This window comes from Dehalobacter sp. CP (assembly GCF_047652685.1).
In the GTDB taxonomy this organism is placed as follows: domain Bacteria; phylum Bacillota; class Desulfitobacteriia; order Desulfitobacteriales; family Syntrophobotulaceae; genus Dehalobacter.
The window spans coordinates 1,755,713-1,772,067 of record NZ_CP157399.1 but is presented as its reverse complement, the minus strand read 5'-3'; the positions used below and the strand labels follow the sequence as shown (position 1 = coordinate 1,772,067).

At 44.9% G+C, this 16,355-nt stretch carries 15 protein-coding genes and 1 tRNA gene; 11 read left to right on the top strand and 5 right to left on the bottom strand.

Going from position 1 to position 16,355, the window contains the following annotated elements; translation table 11 throughout:
• Positions 1 to 229 precede the first annotated feature (229 nt).
• A complete protein-coding gene (locus tag AAH944_RS08765; protein ID WP_415534405.1) occupies positions 230 to 640 on the top strand; it encodes a hypothetical protein in 411 nt (136 codons plus the stop codon).
• Positions 637 to 1,473, top strand: coding sequence for a hypothetical protein (locus tag AAH944_RS08760; protein WP_415534403.1), 837 nt, complete (start codon positions 637 to 639; stop codon positions 1,471 to 1,473). The genes AAH944_RS08765 and AAH944_RS08760 overlap by 4 nt, the downstream gene beginning before the upstream one ends.
• 76 nt (positions 1,474 to 1,549) lie before the next feature.
• Here AAH944_RS08760 and AAH944_RS08755 read toward each other — a convergent pair.
• Positions 1,550 to 1,636: transfer RNA gene (locus tag AAH944_RS08755), tRNA-Leu, on the bottom strand.
• Positions 1,637 to 1,934: 298 nt separating this feature from the next.
• Here AAH944_RS08755 and lepB point away from each other — a divergent pair.
• From lepB to AAH944_RS08740, 3 genes are all read left to right on the top strand, one after another.
• Positions 1,935 to 2,468: a signal peptidase I gene (gene lepB, locus AAH944_RS08750; RefSeq protein ID WP_415534401.1), complete on the top strand. Its 534-nt coding sequence runs from the start codon at positions 1,935 to 1,937 to the stop codon at positions 2,466 to 2,468.
• A gap of 99 nt (positions 2,469 to 2,567) precedes the next feature.
• Positions 2,568 to 3,914, top strand: a complete 1,347-nt coding sequence (gene rmuC, locus AAH944_RS08745) for a DNA recombination protein RmuC (protein ID WP_415534399.1) — start codon at positions 2,568 to 2,570, stop codon at positions 3,912 to 3,914.
• Positions 3,915 to 4,088: 174 nt separating this feature from the next.
• Complete coding sequence (locus tag AAH944_RS08740) at positions 4,089 to 5,177, top strand: hypothetical protein (RefSeq protein ID WP_415534397.1); 1,089 nt, start codon at positions 4,089 to 4,091, stop codon at positions 5,175 to 5,177.
• Positions 5,178 to 5,273: 96 nt separating this feature from the next.
• On the opposite strand, the gene AAH944_RS08735 is transcribed toward AAH944_RS08740, so the two are convergent.
• Together AAH944_RS08735 and AAH944_RS08730 are read right to left on the bottom strand one after the other, a co-directional pair.
• On the bottom strand, positions 5,274 to 6,638 hold the full coding sequence (locus tag AAH944_RS08735; protein ID WP_415534395.1) for a VWA domain-containing protein: 1,365 nt from the start codon (positions 6,636 to 6,638) through the stop codon (positions 5,274 to 5,276).
• Positions 6,619 to 7,497: an AAA family ATPase gene (locus AAH944_RS08730; RefSeq protein WP_415534393.1), complete on the bottom strand. Its 879-nt coding sequence runs from the start codon at positions 7,495 to 7,497 to the stop codon at positions 6,619 to 6,621. Before AAH944_RS08730 ends, AAH944_RS08735 begins: the two co-directional genes overlap by 20 nt.
• A gap of 164 nt (positions 7,498 to 7,661) precedes the next feature.
• Here AAH944_RS08730 and AAH944_RS08725 point away from each other — a divergent pair, with 164 nt between their 5' ends.
• Positions 7,662 to 8,162 carry a DUF1003 domain-containing protein gene (locus tag AAH944_RS08725; RefSeq protein WP_415534391.1) on the top strand — a complete coding sequence of 167 codons (501 nt, stop codon included), beginning with the start codon at positions 7,662 to 7,664 and terminating at the stop codon, positions 8,160 to 8,162.
• Between the two features lie 55 nt (positions 8,163 to 8,217).
• Here AAH944_RS08725 and AAH944_RS08720 read toward each other — a convergent pair whose 3' ends face one another.
• Positions 8,218 to 9,114, bottom strand: coding sequence for an RluA family pseudouridine synthase (locus tag AAH944_RS08720; protein WP_415534389.1), 897 nt, complete (start codon positions 9,112 to 9,114; stop codon positions 8,218 to 8,220).
• A 213-nt stretch (positions 9,115 to 9,327) separates the two neighbouring features.
• Between AAH944_RS08720 and AAH944_RS08715 the strand changes: the two genes are divergently transcribed.
• The 5 genes from AAH944_RS08715 (at position 9,328) to AAH944_RS08695 (ending at position 15,709) form a co-directional block, all read left to right on the top strand.
• Complete coding sequence (locus AAH944_RS08715; protein ID WP_415534387.1) at positions 9,328 to 10,443, top strand: aminopeptidase; 1,116 nt, start codon at positions 9,328 to 9,330, stop codon at positions 10,441 to 10,443.
• A 283-nt stretch (positions 10,444 to 10,726) separates the two neighbouring features.
• Positions 10,727 to 11,665, top strand: a complete 939-nt coding sequence (locus AAH944_RS08710) for a D-2-hydroxyacid dehydrogenase (RefSeq protein WP_415534385.1) — start codon at positions 10,727 to 10,729, stop codon at positions 11,663 to 11,665.
• A gap of 95 nt (positions 11,666 to 11,760) precedes the next feature.
• Positions 11,761 to 13,344 carry a CCA tRNA nucleotidyltransferase gene (locus tag AAH944_RS08705; protein ID WP_415534383.1) on the top strand — a complete coding sequence of 528 codons (1,584 nt, stop codon included), beginning with the start codon at positions 11,761 to 11,763 and terminating at the stop codon, positions 13,342 to 13,344.
• Between the two features lie 55 nt (positions 13,345 to 13,399).
• On the top strand, positions 13,400 to 14,062 hold the full coding sequence (locus AAH944_RS08700; RefSeq protein ID WP_415534381.1) for a flavin reductase: 663 nt from the start codon (positions 13,400 to 13,402) through the stop codon (positions 14,060 to 14,062).
• Between the two features lie 219 nt (positions 14,063 to 14,281).
• A complete protein-coding gene (locus tag AAH944_RS08695) occupies positions 14,282 to 15,709 on the top strand; it encodes an IS1182 family transposase (RefSeq protein ID WP_415534379.1) in 1,428 nt (475 codons plus the stop codon).
• 343 nt (positions 15,710 to 16,052) lie between these two features.
• On the opposite strand, the gene AAH944_RS08690 is transcribed toward AAH944_RS08695, so the two are convergent.
• Entirely contained in the window at positions 16,053 to 16,136 is an 84-nt protein-coding gene (locus AAH944_RS08690; protein ID WP_415537833.1) for a putative holin-like toxin, read from the bottom strand.
• Between the last annotated feature and the right edge of the window lie 219 nt (positions 16,137 to 16,355).

Here is a 16,355-nt window from a genome sequence, read left to right as displayed (position 1 = left end):
GTTTAATCATAAAGTCACACAATTGTCACAATTGAATTGTATAGTAACGATGTAAACTTTTTCGTTTTATTTTTCTATCCCATTTTAACCCGGCTCTGGTCGGGTTGTTCTTTTATATAAGAAGCAAAAAAGATTTTGCATTTTTCTGGAAAATTAATGACAAACTTAATTAATTCCTTTATTATGTAAGATATGTAAAATATTCTATGGTTTAAGGTGGATACATCGTATGGCTAGAGTTAACGTCCCATATATTATGGCGTGTGAAGATGTCATTAATGAAAATGAATCCTTAACTTATAAGAGCATTCTTTTCACAAAAACAATTAAAGCTTTGTTTGAAAAAATATCCCTTAATATTGTCGTTGGGGTTCAGGTTTTTGAGTCGGAAGAGGCTGAAGAAAATGAGGGTGACATCATACTTGAAATGACAGTAAAAGATGATAAAGATGAGTATGTCACCAAACTACCGTTAAAAATTGAGATACCAACAGGAACAAAGGATATCTCGGTAAAGATTGTATTTAACGATATGCTCATAAAATCGCTCGGATCATACAAGTTTGTTGTCAGTAAAGGGAGGAAGAAACTCAACGAATATCGAATATTAATAACGATGGGAGAGGGAGAAAAAGAATGAATACGCTCACGATGGATGTAGACTTTAATAAAATATCAAAAGCTAAAGCTTTCCCTGAGAGTAATCATTCGGATTTTATATCTGCTATAAAAAGCTTCACTTCACCAAATAATATAGAATTAACATCTAGCGCGGGAATTCATGGGCTGAATGTTGATGTTTATGAAAAACATAAGGTTTTATTTGCCGAATATACAGTGGTTTTTACGGATGAAAAAAGTTTTGAAATAAGATCAGGGTATAAAGAACCAAAGTCATTGAATAAACATAATAGTGTTCTATCAAGGATTGGTGGTGCTATTATGGGATGGCTTGCTTGTTCTCCAATTGAATCTTTCGCTGAAGAGATTAAAAATTCTTATACGCAGCATGTCGGCTTAATTGCCTCTCTAGCGGCTCTAGGTTCTGCTTTTGCGGCTTGGACTGGTATTCCTATTTTCAGTATTATTGGTGGGTTTATCGGACTTGCCGTTTTTGACGCATTAATAAGCTTATTACCTGGAGCGGTTAAAGAAGGGAAGGAGAAAGATCATAGCTTACAAGCCAAGCTATGTGCTTTTTGCGTAAACTTAGCAGCAATTATGGTTGGCGTTATTGCCCATAATTACTTTGTCGACTTGACTTTCGGGCTAAGTAGTATTGAATATTTTCCAGCCAAAGTCGTATCCAATGTTCATTATCTGATTGTCTTTTGGGTAGGGCTGATCTATGTTACAAGAGTCATTGGATATGCAGCAAAAATTAATAAGGTACCCATTCCATGGTTTGTGAAAATATTGAAAGGAATTGGCTCGAATAACGAAAAAGGGAAAAAGGGAAATAAAGAGTTATAATCTTTTTATAAATGGATATTTATTTTTGGCAAAACAAAAAACCCTTGATTATCAAGGGTTTTTAACTTTCGAATTTTGGTGCGGCCGAGAGGACTTGAACCTCCACGAGCGTTAGCCCACTAGTACCTGAAACTAGCGCGTCTGCCAGTTCCGCCACGGCCGCATCGACAGATTACATTATATTTGATGGCTCTGTGCTTTGTCAACACAAAAGCGTAATAAAAAAATAGAATTTTTAATCCTTGAAAACATGTATATAAGCAGGGCGGGACAAGGCCTTTGTTCCAGCCTTGCTTTTCGTTGTGGTTTTTGTTATCCTTTTCCATTGGGAGCATTTTGTTTTTTCAGATAGTTTAGGCAGGAATATATAGATTAATAGAGAAAGTAACCTAGGTTTGGGCTAACCTTTGAAATTTGAGATATTGAAGAAATGTGGAAGGTGATTTGTGTTGAAGGGTTTTATGAAATCGTTGTTTGAATGGGTCGTCATCGTTGCAATTGCTTTTGTTCTCTCTATGGTGATCCGAAATTATTTGATTGATACGCGAATCGTCCCGACCGGCTCGATGCTGCCTACGATTCAGCTTCAGGATCGTTTAATCGTGGATCGGTTCTTTTATAAATGCGGCGATATCAAGCGCGGAGATGTTATTGTTTTTGAAGCTCCCGAATCTATGATGAAGGATGAGGACCTCGTCAAAAGAGTCATCGGCTTGCCCGGAGAAAAGCTTGAAGTCAAAAATGGAAAAGTCTATATTAATGACCAGGTTCTAGATGAACCTTATGTCGAATATCCGGCTGATTATGAATTTGGGCCTGAAACTGTGCCAGAGGATTCCTACTTCATGATGGGCGATAACCGTCCTGCCAGTTACGACAGTCATCGTTGGGGGGCCTTGCCCGAGGATAAGATATTGGGAAGGGTCTGGATCAGGTACTGGCCTTTGGATAGTTTTGGACCCCTGACCAAACTGCCTGAAGACTATTTGAAGTAGGATGCGTACATGATACAGCACTTGGCATAAAAAGATTACGATTATCAAACCGCAAAGACGATAACTCCGATAATAATATAGATATGCGAGGGATGCCGGATGGATCCAGTCTTCCTTTATCTCATCAGCGCAGTCATGGTTGGGATCATTCTCGGATTTGGGACAGGGTTCAGTATCCGTGGAGGCCAAGCCAGAGGACTACTGGAAAAGGCCCGGACGCTTGAGCAGGAGAATGAAAGGCTGCATGCGGAACTGAATCGGGAATTTGAAAGAAGAATGCAAAATTCCGCTGTCATTTCTGAACTGCGTACCCGGCTCGAGATGGAGCAGACAGCGTATGAAGAGAAATTAATGCTTCTCAGTCATGCGAGGGAGGAGCTCAGTAGCGGCTTCAAGGCCTTATCCGCTGAGGCACTTAAGAACAACAATCAGTCCTTTCTCGAATTGGCGAAGGTCGTACTCGAGAAGACTCAGATTCAGGCTTCGGCTGATCTGGAAAAAAGGCAGGTTTCTATCGATGAACTCGTAAAGCCTTTGCGGGAATCGCTCGACAAAGTTGATCTAAAGATTAACGAACTGGAACAAAAAAGAGCAGGGGCTTATGAAGGGTTGCTTAAGCAAGTCGAAAATATGGCGTTCGGGCAGGAAAAGCTGCAGCGGGAGACCTTGAAGCTGACTTCTGCTTTGAAATCGCCGACTGTCAGAGGCCGCTGGGGAGAAATCCAGCTGCAGCGGGTTGTAGAATTGGCCGGCATGGTGGAGCACTGTGATTTTTACCAGCAGGAGGAAGTCAGCGGCGAGTCCGGCAGGCAGCGCCCGGATATGATTATCCGGCTTCCGGGGAATAAAACGATCGTCGTCGATTCCAAGGCCCCGCTCGCGGATTATCTCGAAGCTGTGGAAGCCCTCGATGAAGACCATAAGAGAACAAAGTTATCGGGTCATGCCCGGCAGGTCAAAAACCATATTACCAAACTTGCCGCGAAGTCTTACTGGAACCAGTTCGATTTTACGCCCGAATTTGTTGTCATGTTTCTGCCGGGTGAAACCTTTTTCAGTGCTGCGCTGCAGTCAGATCCGGAACTCATCGAATACGGCGCCGGGCAAAGGGTCATCCTGGCGACCCCGACAACGCTGATCGCGCTGCTTAAAGCCGTGGCTTACGGGTGGAGCCAGGAACAGATCAACGAAAATGCCCGCGATATCAGCGAGCTCGGCAAACAGCTCTATGACAGGATCAGCGTTTTGACCGAGCATTTGTTGGACATCCGCAAAGGACTTGCTCAGGCCACTCAGGCTTACAATCGGGCCGTCGGCTCCTATGAGAACCGGGTACTCGTGACCGCCAGGAAATTCAAAGAGCTCGGGGTTGCCGGAGATAATGAGATCGGTGAGATGGAGATCCTCGAGACCGGGCTTCGGGAGATTGCGGCAGGAGACAATTAATATTTGGGAAAACAGTTGGACTTCTCAGTCGAAGGCTACGTGATTATTAAAAAGATGTATGATTGCATCTTTTTTTGATTCCAAGAAATTTCAAAGAAACCTCCATGGGTCTTAAGAAAACTAAAAATCTTTACGATAATAATAAGGAAGTCTAATATCCATGGAGGGATGAAGATGAAGGTTTTAAGTTCAGCTGTTGATCTTTATTCGGACTACAAGCTGGAACAGCAAAAGACCGTCAATGAAAGGCTGAAAGCCTGGGTTGACGGACAGGGCACGGATGCAAACGATGAAACAGAGCCAACTGCGGATTCGCTGACACTTTCAAGTGACGCTTTAGCTAAATTACAGGAGAATCCCGCAGTGAGCAGCTCAGAAACAACTGCTGAGTCGGAAGATGAATTCTTTGAACTCAGCCCTAGGGAGAAAGAAATTATCTCCCTGTTGGAAAAGTTTCTTTCCAAGCTGTCCGGGAAAAAGGTAACGATTGATGTACCGAACAAACTAACTCTTTCAGGTCCGGGTAACAGTGATTTTGGTCACCTGATGGCAGCAAAGAACGACGGCAACAATAATGGGAACGGCAGTCAGAGGGTTGGCTGGGGCATCAATTATCACTATGAAGAGTCCTATACAGAAAAAGAATCCATGAACTTTTCAGCCCAGGGCACAATTCTTACCGAAGATGGCAGTGAAATAAAATTTAAGCTGGATATCACGACAAGCCGCGAGTATACAGCCTATCAGCGTATCGATATCAAAGCCGGAGATGCTTTGGTCGATCCGTTAGTGATTAATTATGGTGCAGGCGGCGCAAGCCTGTCAGGATTAAAAACGGATTTTGACCTTAATGCCGACGGAACGCAGGATACGATGTCTTTCCTGGCTGAAGGCAGCGGGTTCCTTGCTTTGGATGAGAACAACGACGGAGTCATCAATGACGGCAGTGAGCTCTTCGGGCCGACAAGCGGAGACGGTTTTAAGGAATTAGCCAAATATGATAACGATCAAAACGGCTGGATCGATGAAAACGATTTCATCTACAAAGAACTTAGCCTTTGGATTAAGGATGCCGCCGGCAACGACCAGCTACTAGCCTTAAGTCAGGTTGGAATCGGCGCAATCTATTTAGGCAATGTCGATTCGCTACTTTCACTGAAAGATACGGATAATCATTTAGACGCTCAGATCAAGGAAACCGGCATATTCCTGAAAGAGAACGGAGAAGCCGGGACGGTCCAGCATGTGGACTTTGCGGTATAGCGAGAGGATAAGCTGATTAAAGGGACGAATTTTTTATTCCCTCAATTAAATAATGGGGATAAAGATTCGTCCCTTTCATTTCGCGGTTGTCTTAACCTAAAGAGAGTTCAGAAATTGTTCCAGTTCTTCGATGTTAGATACCGAAAAAGCCCCGGTACAATACTCCTGGTATTTCGTCATCAGACAGTCGCCCTTGTCCCACTGGTCCTTGCTTAGGGGGTTCAGCCAGTACAAGGCTGCGGCTTTTTCTTTGATCTGGGCCAGGACTTCACTGCCGTCCAGTCTGTTCCGGTTATTTTTGCCGTCCCCTAAAATCAGTACCGTGGTTTTCTTCGGCAGGAAAGGCAGATAGCGGTCGAAAAACTGCAGCAGCACATTACCATAATGGGAATAGCCTGTACGGTTATAGCTGCTAACCTTGCGTAGATTGCTGAGTGAGCCTGTCCAGTCCTGCTCCTGGAAATAATCTGTCGCTTCCACGAGCTGATCGACGAACAGAAACGAGCGGACGTTGGCATAGCGCTGTTGGGTCGCAAAGACAAACATCAGCATGAAGTAAATAAATTTGCTAACGGAATTGGACATGTCACAGAGCAGCCAGAGGTCGGGTTTCGATTGTTTTCGCTGCATTTTTATTAGGTTCAGCGGGGTTCCGCAGGTTTTCAGTGCGTGTTTGATACTCCGGTTCAAACTTATGGTGCCGTTAGGACCGACCTTACGGCGTCTCCCTTTGCGAACGGCCAGTTTTCGGCCTATTTTTTGGATTTCCTGCGACATCTGGCCAATCTGAGCATCGTCACAATCCAGAAAAGATACCGTGCGTGGATTTCGCTTCTTCATTTCCTGGATCAAATGCTCTGAACTCATATTCCTGGCCAGCTGGCGTTCAATTTCATCTTTCAGTAAATTGTTCCACTCTTCAAGGGCTTGACGCGCAGCCTGATATTCTTCTGCAGTAAGTTCAGCCTGCCGGAAGGCGTTTTCCATATGATTAGCCGCTTTAGTCCAGCCGCTTTGCGTCTGGAACTTAGCCAGGCTTTTTTCGCGGTGTTCAAGATTTATGTCAAGATGCAAATGCAGACCCTGAAGTACTACATAAATTAGGTCAATCTCATTGTTCAAAACTGCTTCAATTAACATTTCGATCGGGACAGTTTTTCCCGCGCTGCCGCCCTGACCATCTTCCGGGGAAAACCGGCCTCGTCTTTCCAGAATGCCCAGATGGTCCGACAACATTTCCAAATCAGGGCCAAAATATAGCTCGATCAGCCATAAAGCATAATCAAGGCCCCAAGGAGATTTGATCAGCGTCGTATTAATGAGCTGATAAAAAGTATATTTGTCCATTTTATCAAGATCGAGCATTTTCAGTAGCCGGATGCAGTCAGATGTTTCGCGCGAATTTACGTTAATGCCGGACTCTCTGAGCAGTCTGGCTATTTTAAGAATGAAGTATTCCATCAAACCAATCCTTTTGGTTCACTTTTTCCAGGACATGCTGGCAGTCATCCTGGTATTTGAAAAGGATGTTCAGCGCGCTGGAAGCGACCTCCGCCGTTAGTTCTTCGACCTGCAGCTGTTCCAGGATGTTGACCCAATCGATCACTTCGCTGATGCTGGGGTGTTTTTTGAGCTTTTCGAGCCGCAATTTGCGGATGAAAGTAACCGCCTGTTTGCCAAGACTCTCCTTTAGATGCGGGAAGTGGATCTGAAGAATCTCAAGTTCTCTCTGCTCGTTCGGGTAATCCAGATGCAGGTACAGGCATCTTCTCCTTAACGCCTGGCTTAAGTTTCGCGTGCTGTTGCTGGTCAATAGGACGGAAGGTATGCTTATAGCAGGGATTGTCCCAATCTCAGGTATGGAAACCTGCCAGTCCGAGAGGATCTCCAGCAGAAAGCTTTCAAATTCCTCGTCGCTTTTATCGATTTCATCGATCAACAAAACGGAAGGGGTTTCGCCTGTTATGGCCTTCAACAAAGGCCTTTTCAGCAAAAATTCATTTGTATAAATATTCTCACTCGTATCAGACCACTCTTTGGTTCCCGGTCCTTTCGTCTGAATATAGAGCAGCTGTTTCTGGTAGTCCCATTCATAAAGAGCTTTGCCTTCGTCGATGCCTTCATAGCACTGAAGGCGGATCAATTCTCTATTGAGGTATTGGCTCCAGGCCTTGGCAAGTTCAGTTTTTCCGGCTCCGGCCGGACCTTCAATTAACAGGGGTTTATTCAGCAGCAAGGAATATTGCAGGACCATGGCGGTACTGTCATCGGCTATGTAGCCGTATTGGCGTAATCCTTGCTTGATTTCATCTGCATTCATGGTATCCAGTTCCTTTCTTGCTTAATATTATCATTATAATTTGAATGTGAATTTTAGCAATGACTTTTTTAGCAATGGCTTCTATCCTAAAAACTTGTTTTGGCTTTAGAAATTGATTATGATAGGAAAAGAAGATTTACAGTAAATTTGAAGAGGGTGAATTCGTGGAAGACATTGAAAATAAAACCATTGAGGAACTTGCCGAAGCCCGTCACTCAAAGAATACCTTTGAAGCACATGAAGAAGGCCTTTCTTTTGGTGAAAGGCTGGCGGATAAGCTGGCAGACTTCGCAGGCAGTTGGACCTTTATCATCATCTTTATTTCCGTCCTTTTATCCTGGATCATACTAAATACCATACTTCTATTCGGTCATGCATTTGACCAGTACCCTTTTATTCTGTTAAATCTTGTGCTATCCTGTATCGCTGCAATGCAAGCGCCGGTTATTATGATGAGTCAAAACAGGCAGGAGAACAGGGACCGACTAAGAGCAGAGCATGATTATGAGGTTAACCTGAAATCGGAGATCCTGATTGAGGAAGTACTGAAACGTTTAGATGCAATTGAAAAAAGACAGGAAGACATACTTCAGACGTTACAGCGGAAGTCAGAAATCACACAAAAAAATTCTGAAAATGAGTACGAAATAAATCATCAGATTTAGCTGTTCTTTTGAACTCAGGAACGAATATCGCGCTGCCAGATGGCAAGGAGCGGTATTATTTTTTACTTTGGATAAGCATAGCGATATCCTCTGGCATCGGAGCCTGGATTTGAAGAGGCTGCATATTTAAGGGATGCATGAAAGCATAGCTATAACAGTGCAGGGCTTGCCTTTGCATATATTTCATACTGCCGCCATACAAATCATCTCCCAAAAGGGGATGGCCGGCCGCCTGGGCGTGTACTCTGATCTGGTGCGTCCGACCGGTAATCAGGGTGAATTCCATCAGGGTATAGCCCGGGTAATGCTGCAGCGTTCGAAACAGCGTCAGCGCCGACTGTCCGTCCCGATGAACTTCCCGGACAATCTTGCTGCCCGACTTAAGCCGGATCGGGAGGGGCCATTCACCCTGTTCCAAAGGAAAGTTCCCTTCCACAATACCGAGATATTTCTTTTCAACTTTGTTTCTGATAGAAAGGGCGGCCAGCTGCTGGTGGGCATAGCGAGATTTGGCGATCAGCACAACGCCGGACGTATTGCGGTCAATCCGCGAGACTGGCCGGAATGGCCTGGCTTCACCTTTGCTTTCCCAGTAGCCGACCACCGCATTGGCGAGCGTTCCGGTCTGATACCTCGAGTTTGGGTGGATGACCTGGCCGGGCGGCTTGTTGACAGCGAGGAAGATTTCATCTTCAAAGAGAATCTCAATAGGCAGCGTTTCTCCGGAGACCGTTGCCGGCTCTTCTTCCAGGATATTCACGACAAGGGTCTGTCCGGTTTTGCCGCGAGCAGTCAGATAGGTGAATTTGCCATCAATCCAGACATTTTCGCCGACTTTCAGCATTTGCAGCACCTTGCGGGAAAAATGGAAGCGCCTTAGAAGTATGTCCTGGTATTTCCTGCCTTCATCTTCGGGCGTTAAAGTGTATGTGAATAATTTATTTGCATTCATGTTCTTCTCCTAATAGAATAAGCATTATCTGATAGACATATATTATGATTTAATAGAATAATTTAGCAAGATGTTGCGTAAAGAAATAAAAAATATATTATAATAACTATAGTAAAAATTAACCAATATCGGTCAGTTTGATAAATCAAGCAGGATTTCCAAGATTTATCCCTGAAGGCAAAACGAACAAGCAGAAAAGAGGTTAAATACAGCATGAATGATCAGAGAATAGACGTATTGGCCCAAAATTTAATCCATTATTCCATTGAGTTAAAGGAAGGTGAACATATCCTGATTGAGCTGTCGGGGCTGGAAATTCCTTTAGCCCGGGCGCTGGTCAGAGAGGCTTATAAAGCCGGCGCGCAGCCTTTTCTTAATATTACGCATCATACCCTGCAGCGTGAAATATTAAAAGGGCTTTCAGTTGAACAGGCACAAAGCCAGGCAAAGTGGGAAGTCGCCAGAATGAAGGACATGCAGGCTTATATCGGAATACGCTCCGGAGAAAATATTAACGAGCTGGCTGATGTCCCTGCGGATAAAATGCAAATCTACCTGAGCCATTACTCGAAACCGCTCCATTCCGAGCAAAGAGTCAAGCATACCCGCTGGTGTGTACTTCGCTATCCGAATCCGTCGATGGCACAGCTTGCTGAGATGAGTACGGAAGCTTTTGAAGATTTTTACTTTAAAGTCTGCAATCTCGATTATTCCAAAATGTCCAGAGCGATGGACCCGCTGAAAGAACGGATGGAAAAGACCAACATGGTGAGGATCACAGGGCCGGGAACTGATCTTTCTTTTTCAATCAAGGGGCTGCCGGCGATCAAGTGCGACGGTAAGATGAATATTCCTGACGGCGAGCTTTTCACAGCGCCGGTCAGAGATTCGGTCAACGGTATCATCACCTATAACACCCCGGCTGTTTATCAGGGATTTACGTATGAATCCATCGTACTGGAATTCAAAGACGGCAAAATTATCAAGGCTTCAGCCAACGATACCGAAAGAATTAATAAAATTCTCGATACTGATGAAGGTGCCAGGTATATCGGTGAGTTTTCGTTCGGCTTTAACCCGTACATTCAGAAGGCGATGAAAGATACATTGTTTGATGAGAAGATCGACGGAAGTTTTCATTTCACCCCAGGTTCGGCCTATGACGAATGCGACAATGGCAACCAGTCAGCCGTCCATTGGGATCTGGTATGCATCCAGAGACCGGAATACGGCGGCGGTGAGGTCTATTTTGACGGGGAACTGATCAGGAAAGACGGCAGGTTTATGCCGCCGGGGCTGCAGGTCCTGAATCCTGAGAACCTTAGATAACGTACCTAGTACAACATTCTTAAATTCTTTACTCAAATAATTTCATACAATCCTGATTACCCCATATTAGGTCTGGGTGGCACAAGTTCCGACGGTCAAGCGGAGCATGGATACGAAGCGCGGCTGTTAGACGGCCACGGATGGCCTAATGTCGCGATGCCATGGATGGCAAAGAGCGACTCGCCATAGAGGGCGCTATCTGCCGAAAGCAGAATTGTGGCACCCAGACTCCCGTTACAAAATACGAACCAAAATATGACAGGAGCAAGAGGAGAGAAAAGTAATGAAGATCCTGAGCAGTATAAAAATACCGGATGATCTCCTGGAAAAGCTGCTGGCAATACGACCGAGTACCCGAATCGTTCAGGTGAGAGACTTTACGGATGCAGATCAGGAAGCGGATGTACTGCTTACGTATGGCTGGGATATTAAAAAGGATACAATTGATTTGTATCCGAATCTCAAATGGATTCAAACCTTAAGCGCAGGGGTCGATATGCTGCCTCTGGACCGGCTTGTTTCGAGAGGCGTCGTGCTGACGAATGTCAAAGGCGCCCATAAGATCCAGATGGCCGAGCACGTCATCTGGAGTATCCTGATGCTCTTAAGACAGGGCAATACATTTGTGTCACAGCAGGAACAGAAGATATTCAGCGCAAAACCGAAGATTTCCGAAATGTACGGCAAATCGGTCTGCATCGTTGGGGCAGGCACCATTGGCAAAGAGATTGCCAAGCGGTGCGGGGCTTTTGGGATGACGGTATATGGCGTGTCACTTCATGGCAGTCAGGATCAGGCTTTCGCGAAGATTGTGACCCCGGAGGAAATGCCCGGGATTCTATCGGTCAGTGATGTAGTTGTAATCGTCCTGCCGCTGACATCGGAAACGAAAGATTTTGTTAATACAGACTTTATCCATCAGATGAAGGACGGAGCACTATTTGTCAATGTGGCCAGAGGACAAGTCGTTGACGAGGATGCCCTGATTGAAGCACTTAAAAGTAAGAAGATAGCTGCGGCGGCGCTTGATGTATTCAGGAAAGAGCCGCTGCCGGAAGATAGCCCGTTTTGGGAACTGGATAATGTCTTCCTTACGCCGCATATCGGCGGCAGGACGGTTCAAACCTCTGAACGCATGTGGGAAGTGTTCCAGACAAATCTGGCTAAATATCCTGACCCGGGTCAAATGATCAATATTATAGACGATAGGACAGGGTATTAAGAAACACGTACTTGAATATAGAACGCTCAACTAAGTAGGAACTCAGAATATTGAAACGTGAGAAACAGGCATAAAAAGAGATCCGGAGGAGTCCTATGAATGACTTCCAGAAAAGTGTTATCGAACAATTGTCCCGCCATACCCGCATCTGGATCGTAGGAGGAGCGGTACGTAACCAGGTCCTGGGACTGGAGTCTCCGGACATGGATTTGGTGTGTGGGCTGAGCCCTGAAGAGGTCCAAGATATCCTCCGTGAGCAAGGCTTCTCCGTTCGGATCATTGGCAGGCATTTCTCGACAGCCAGCATTTTTACGGAAGGTTCCAAAGTGGATGTGGTGCAGGCCGAAGAACTAGAGAAAGATGCCCAGCGCCGGGACTTCACCATTAATGCGATTTATCAGGATCCGGTGTCGGGGGAATTTTATGACCCGATGGAAGGCAGAAAGGATCTGGAAGCCAAAATTCTTAAAGCCTGCGGTAAGCCTGATGAACGGTTCCGGGAAGATCCTGTCCGTATTTTAAGGATGGTTAAATTTGCGGTGAAGTTCTCGTTGGAAATCGATCCCGATACCTGGGAGCAGGCAACGGACCATCTTTCTTTTTTGAGCAGCACATCCCGGGAAAGAATTACGGCGGAACTTGCCGGGATTCTTGTTTTGGCTGAGGCTGAAAAGGCTGTGCGGATGTTGGACAGAATCGGTTACTGGGATATGTACTTACCTGAGTTGGCCAGGCTGAAAGGTCTTGAACAGAATCAGTACCATTCCCTGGATGTCTGGGAACATACCATGGCCGTATTTCGGAATACCCCTGAAGATCTATATCTGCGTCTGGCAGGCCTGTTTCATGATTCCGGCAAGTGGGAAGTAGCTAGCCGGGAATGCCATGTATCCGGGACACTAAAGTTTGCCGACCAGAACTACTCGCTTGAGGGATTTAAAATCGTCGGGACAAGAGGACCCCGGGAACTGGAATATAAGCTGAAGTCTTTCATTGGAAAAAAGATTCGGATCCTTGGGGCAAGACTGGACCAATACCCGGAAATTGTGCAGTTTAAAAAAGTCATAGACGGTGAACCGACCAATTTTGGTCTTATCTACGTCGAAAACGGCAAACGACATTTCCTGATGCATGAAGCGGCAAGCGCCAGGCTTCTGGCCGATGTCCTCAAACGCTATACGTTTTCGATGTTTTTTGACGGGGTCGGCAAAAAACAGGAACAAAACCTTATTAAACTTGTTGAGAACCATATGCAGGCAACACTCGTATTCATGCCGGAGTTCAGAGGGGAATTTGCCAAGCGGTCTTTCAAGAACAGAGCGGCGGAGCTCGTTTGGAAAGTCTGCTGGGACGGCAGAAACTTTGAATTAAAGAACATCCATGATTTCTTGATTATATGGAAAGCAGATTATCAGGCCGGAAAACTTCATACCACTACTCAGAACAGTATTTTTGAAAGAATTTTTGCCGAACTGATCGCGGTGGCTTTGTGGCAGAAAGAAAACCTGATGCAGCTTGACTGGAAACTATTCCGGCAGTATGCGATGCAGCAGGGATTAAGCGGTTGGAGCCTCGGAACCTTTAAGGATCTTGTCCGCAAAAAAGCCATGGAAGAGATGAAGCTGGAATTAAATCATACTTTTCTAAAAAAAGTATATTGGGAGTTTAAAAATCTGTAAAAGTAAGTTACAATGATTATAAATAAATTATTGTTACAAAAGGGAGCGTGGAGATATGAAATGGCGCTGTGTTGTTTGTGGCTACATACATGAAGGAGATAATCCTCCGGAAACCTGTCCGGTCTGCGGTGTTGATTCCAGCAACTTTGTCAGGGTGGAGGAGGAAACGAGGCAGAACGAAAACAACAAGAACGATTCCGTCAAGAATGCCGAAGCTGCCCTGACGAGTCCTGCTCAGACCGGATTAAGCCCCGAGGAGAAGATTGTTAAAGCGGTGCAGTCCATTTCCTACGGTTTGTTTATTATTACGGCGGCCGCTAACGGTAAAGACAACGGGCAGGCAGCCAATACCTGTTTCCAGATTACTTCCGATCCCGTGCAGATTGCGATTGGTATTAATAAGAAAAACTACACGCATGAACTGATCGTGCAAAGCGGCAAATTCGGCATATCCGTCCTGGATCAGAATGGACATGATCTCGTTAGAAGATTTGGCTACAGGTCCGGCAGGGATGCCGATAAATTCGAAGGAATCAAAGCGCACCGCGGGCCGTCCGGCGTTATGCTGCTTGATGAAGTGCTGACCACCATGGAGGCAGAAGTCGTGAAGCAAATGGATACCGGTACGCATACCCTGTTTTTGGGAAAAGTCACGGCAGCGGAAGTCCGCAGTGCGGGTGAACCGATGACATATGCTTATTTCAGAAAGACGAAGTAAGGGCGCCGTCAAGCCTTCCGCTGTGATTCAAATTCGCAACCGGGGGTCTGTTGACAAACGGTGTAGAATAACTCAATTTTAATATTTGACAATTTTGAAATTTACTATACTAGTGTACTCAAATTCTAAACGACGAAATTTAAAACTTTCCCCAAGGTCTTGTAAAATCAAACGATATCACCCTCTGGAATGGTATAATGAAATAGGGTGATGACGATGATGACAGAGCAAAAAAGCAGACAAAATCGGATGCTGTGCGTATTAATGGAAGACCTTGTACCTAAAGGACACTTCCTTCGGAAGCTGGATGCGGCAATAGATTTCAGCTTCATATATGAAATCATGAGGCCGGTGTACAGTGACATAGGACGACCATCAGTCGACCCGGTCATTTTAGTAAAAATGCTACTTATCGGCTATTTGTACGGGATAGATTCGGAGCGAAAGCTCGAGGAAGAGATTACGGTCAACATCGCCTATCGCTGGTTTCTTGGCCTTGATCTGGAAGACAAAGTCCCGGATCACTCCGTCTTTTCCCAAAACCGCAAGCGCAGGTTTAAGGATACAGAAGTGTTTCAGGAGATATTTAACACAGTGGTTAAAAAATGTGCTGAAGCTGGACTTATTGGCGGTGAATGCGTGGTTATGGATTCCACGCATATCAAAGCTAACGCTGCTAATGGCAATGCAGAGGAAGTGCTTCTCATGGAAGGGCCCAATGAGTACTGGCAAAAACTAAATGACGAATATGGCCAGGACATCCGGCAAAAAAGCGAAGATGCCGACATGACTGTGACCATAAAAAAAAAGGCCGTCTCCGATCCTGAAGCTGGATGGATGCACAGACATCCCAAGCCGGCAGGATTCCACTACCTTTGCCATCAAAGCGCAGATATCCAATACGGTATCATAACAGACGTGCATGTTACGCCGGGAGATGTGACAGATGCTCCCTATTGTGTTAAACGTATAGCATACCAGAAACAGAAACTAAAAATACCGTTCCGCTTCGCCGGATTGGACAGCGGCTATGATACAGTCGCAGTACATCATGGTCTCCACAAGCTTGGAATTAGAGGATATATCCATCTGAATACCGGTCATAATGCCAGTTGGCGCAAAGAAAGAGGCCTGTTTTCAATTGATGATTTCAGATATGACGGTAAGAATGACTGCTATATCTGTCCAAATGGTTGCACATTACATTACATAGGCGTAAGAAAAGTGCGTTATCGAGTTGGTAAAAACTATGTGTCAAGATCACAAGATTGTAAAAGCTGTCCTTTGAAAAACCGTTGCATTACCGGAAAGGCTAGTTATAAGGAGGTCCGACGGGATTTCTATCAAGAGGATCAGGAACGCAATCACGCTTTAATTGGTACTGCTATCTACCGACATGTAATGCGAAAACGTCAAGTGATCAGTGAAGGGAACTTTGCTTTGCAAAAACGATGTCACAACTTAAGGTTTACCCGAAAACGAGGCGTCTGGAAGGTTCAAGAACAATGCTTCCTTTCAGCAATGGCATTAAATCTTAAAAGACTAGTGAAATATGGGACAGCACCGCTCTTGCCGGCTGTCCCATATCTTCTTTATATTCTAGATGTTGTTTTAAAGAGAAATATCCGATTAAGGCCCGTTTACTAAGTATATATATTTCATTTTAAGCCAGGTTTGTCAACAGACCCCCGGTTGCGAATTTGAACTGACGTTATGTCTTGGGAAAATAACTCATTTCTATACCGCTTTTTCCTGTACTTTATTGGCATCATATGGGATAAGCCTGACAATCGTGACAAAAAACAGCAGATGCCCCGCTTAAGAAAAAGGTGTTAACAAAATTTTACATATAACTATGTATTTTAACTTAAATATGGTATATAATATAAGCAAAGAGGAATCATGCAGCTACATGACTCCCCGCAACAGCCGCTTTAAGCGCGGTCGGCTAATGGACACGGATAGACCGTTTTCCATGTGAGTGGGCGGTCTATTTCCGTTTATTGAATGAAAGTATTAAAACCACCAATGTTCCAAAGGATATCATCAGTGCTAGTGTTTGATATACTTCCATGGCATCACCTCCGGAGGGAATGCCGACCGCCCTGCACGCCATCTGTTGCAGAGCAATTATAACATATATTGCCAAAATAAACCATATAATACAAAAAAGATGCTGCGCATTAATGACTTGCAGCATCTTTTTGCTATGTGCCCGGCATGGGCGAAGTCTAACGGGTGAAAGTCCACGCCCGGCAGCGGGAAAATGATAGTCAAAGCCAAGCGCGTCCAT

Coding starts and splice junctions, on each gene's coding strand:
- AAH944_RS08765 (WP_415534405.1), top strand. CDS start 230: ATGGCTAGAGTTAACGTCCCATATATTATGGCGTGTGAAGATGTCATT.
- AAH944_RS08760 (WP_415534403.1), top strand. CDS start 637: ATGAATACGCTCACGATGGATGTAGACTTTAATAAAATATCAAAAGCT.
- lepB (WP_415534401.1), top strand. CDS start 1,935: ATGAAATCGTTGTTTGAATGGGTCGTCATCGTTGCAATTGCTTTTGTT.
- rmuC (WP_415534399.1), top strand. CDS start 2,568: ATGGATCCAGTCTTCCTTTATCTCATCAGCGCAGTCATGGTTGGGATC.
- AAH944_RS08740 (WP_415534397.1), top strand. CDS start 4,089: ATGAAGGTTTTAAGTTCAGCTGTTGATCTTTATTCGGACTACAAGCTG.
- AAH944_RS08735 (WP_415534395.1), bottom strand. CDS start 6,638: ATGGAATACTTCATTCTTAAAATAGCCAGACTGCTCAGAGAGTCCGGC.
- AAH944_RS08730 (WP_415534393.1), bottom strand. CDS start 7,497: ATGAATGCAGATGAAATCAAGCAAGGATTACGCCAATACGGCTACATA.
- AAH944_RS08720 (WP_415534389.1), bottom strand. CDS start 9,114: ATGAATGCAAATAAATTATTCACATACACTTTAACGCCCGAAGATGAA.
- AAH944_RS08715 (WP_415534387.1), top strand. CDS start 9,328: ATGAATGATCAGAGAATAGACGTATTGGCCCAAAATTTAATCCATTAT.
- AAH944_RS08710 (WP_415534385.1), top strand. CDS start 10,727: ATGAAGATCCTGAGCAGTATAAAAATACCGGATGATCTCCTGGAAAAG.
- AAH944_RS08705 (WP_415534383.1), top strand. CDS start 11,761: ATGAATGACTTCCAGAAAAGTGTTATCGAACAATTGTCCCGCCATACC.
- AAH944_RS08700 (WP_415534381.1), top strand. CDS start 13,400: ATGAAATGGCGCTGTGTTGTTTGTGGCTACATACATGAAGGAGATAAT.
- AAH944_RS08695 (WP_415534379.1), top strand. CDS start 14,282: ATGACAGAGCAAAAAAGCAGACAAAATCGGATGCTGTGCGTATTAATG.
- AAH944_RS08690 (WP_415537833.1), bottom strand. CDS start 16,136: ATGGAAGTATATCAAACACTAGCACTGATGATATCCTTTGGAACATTG.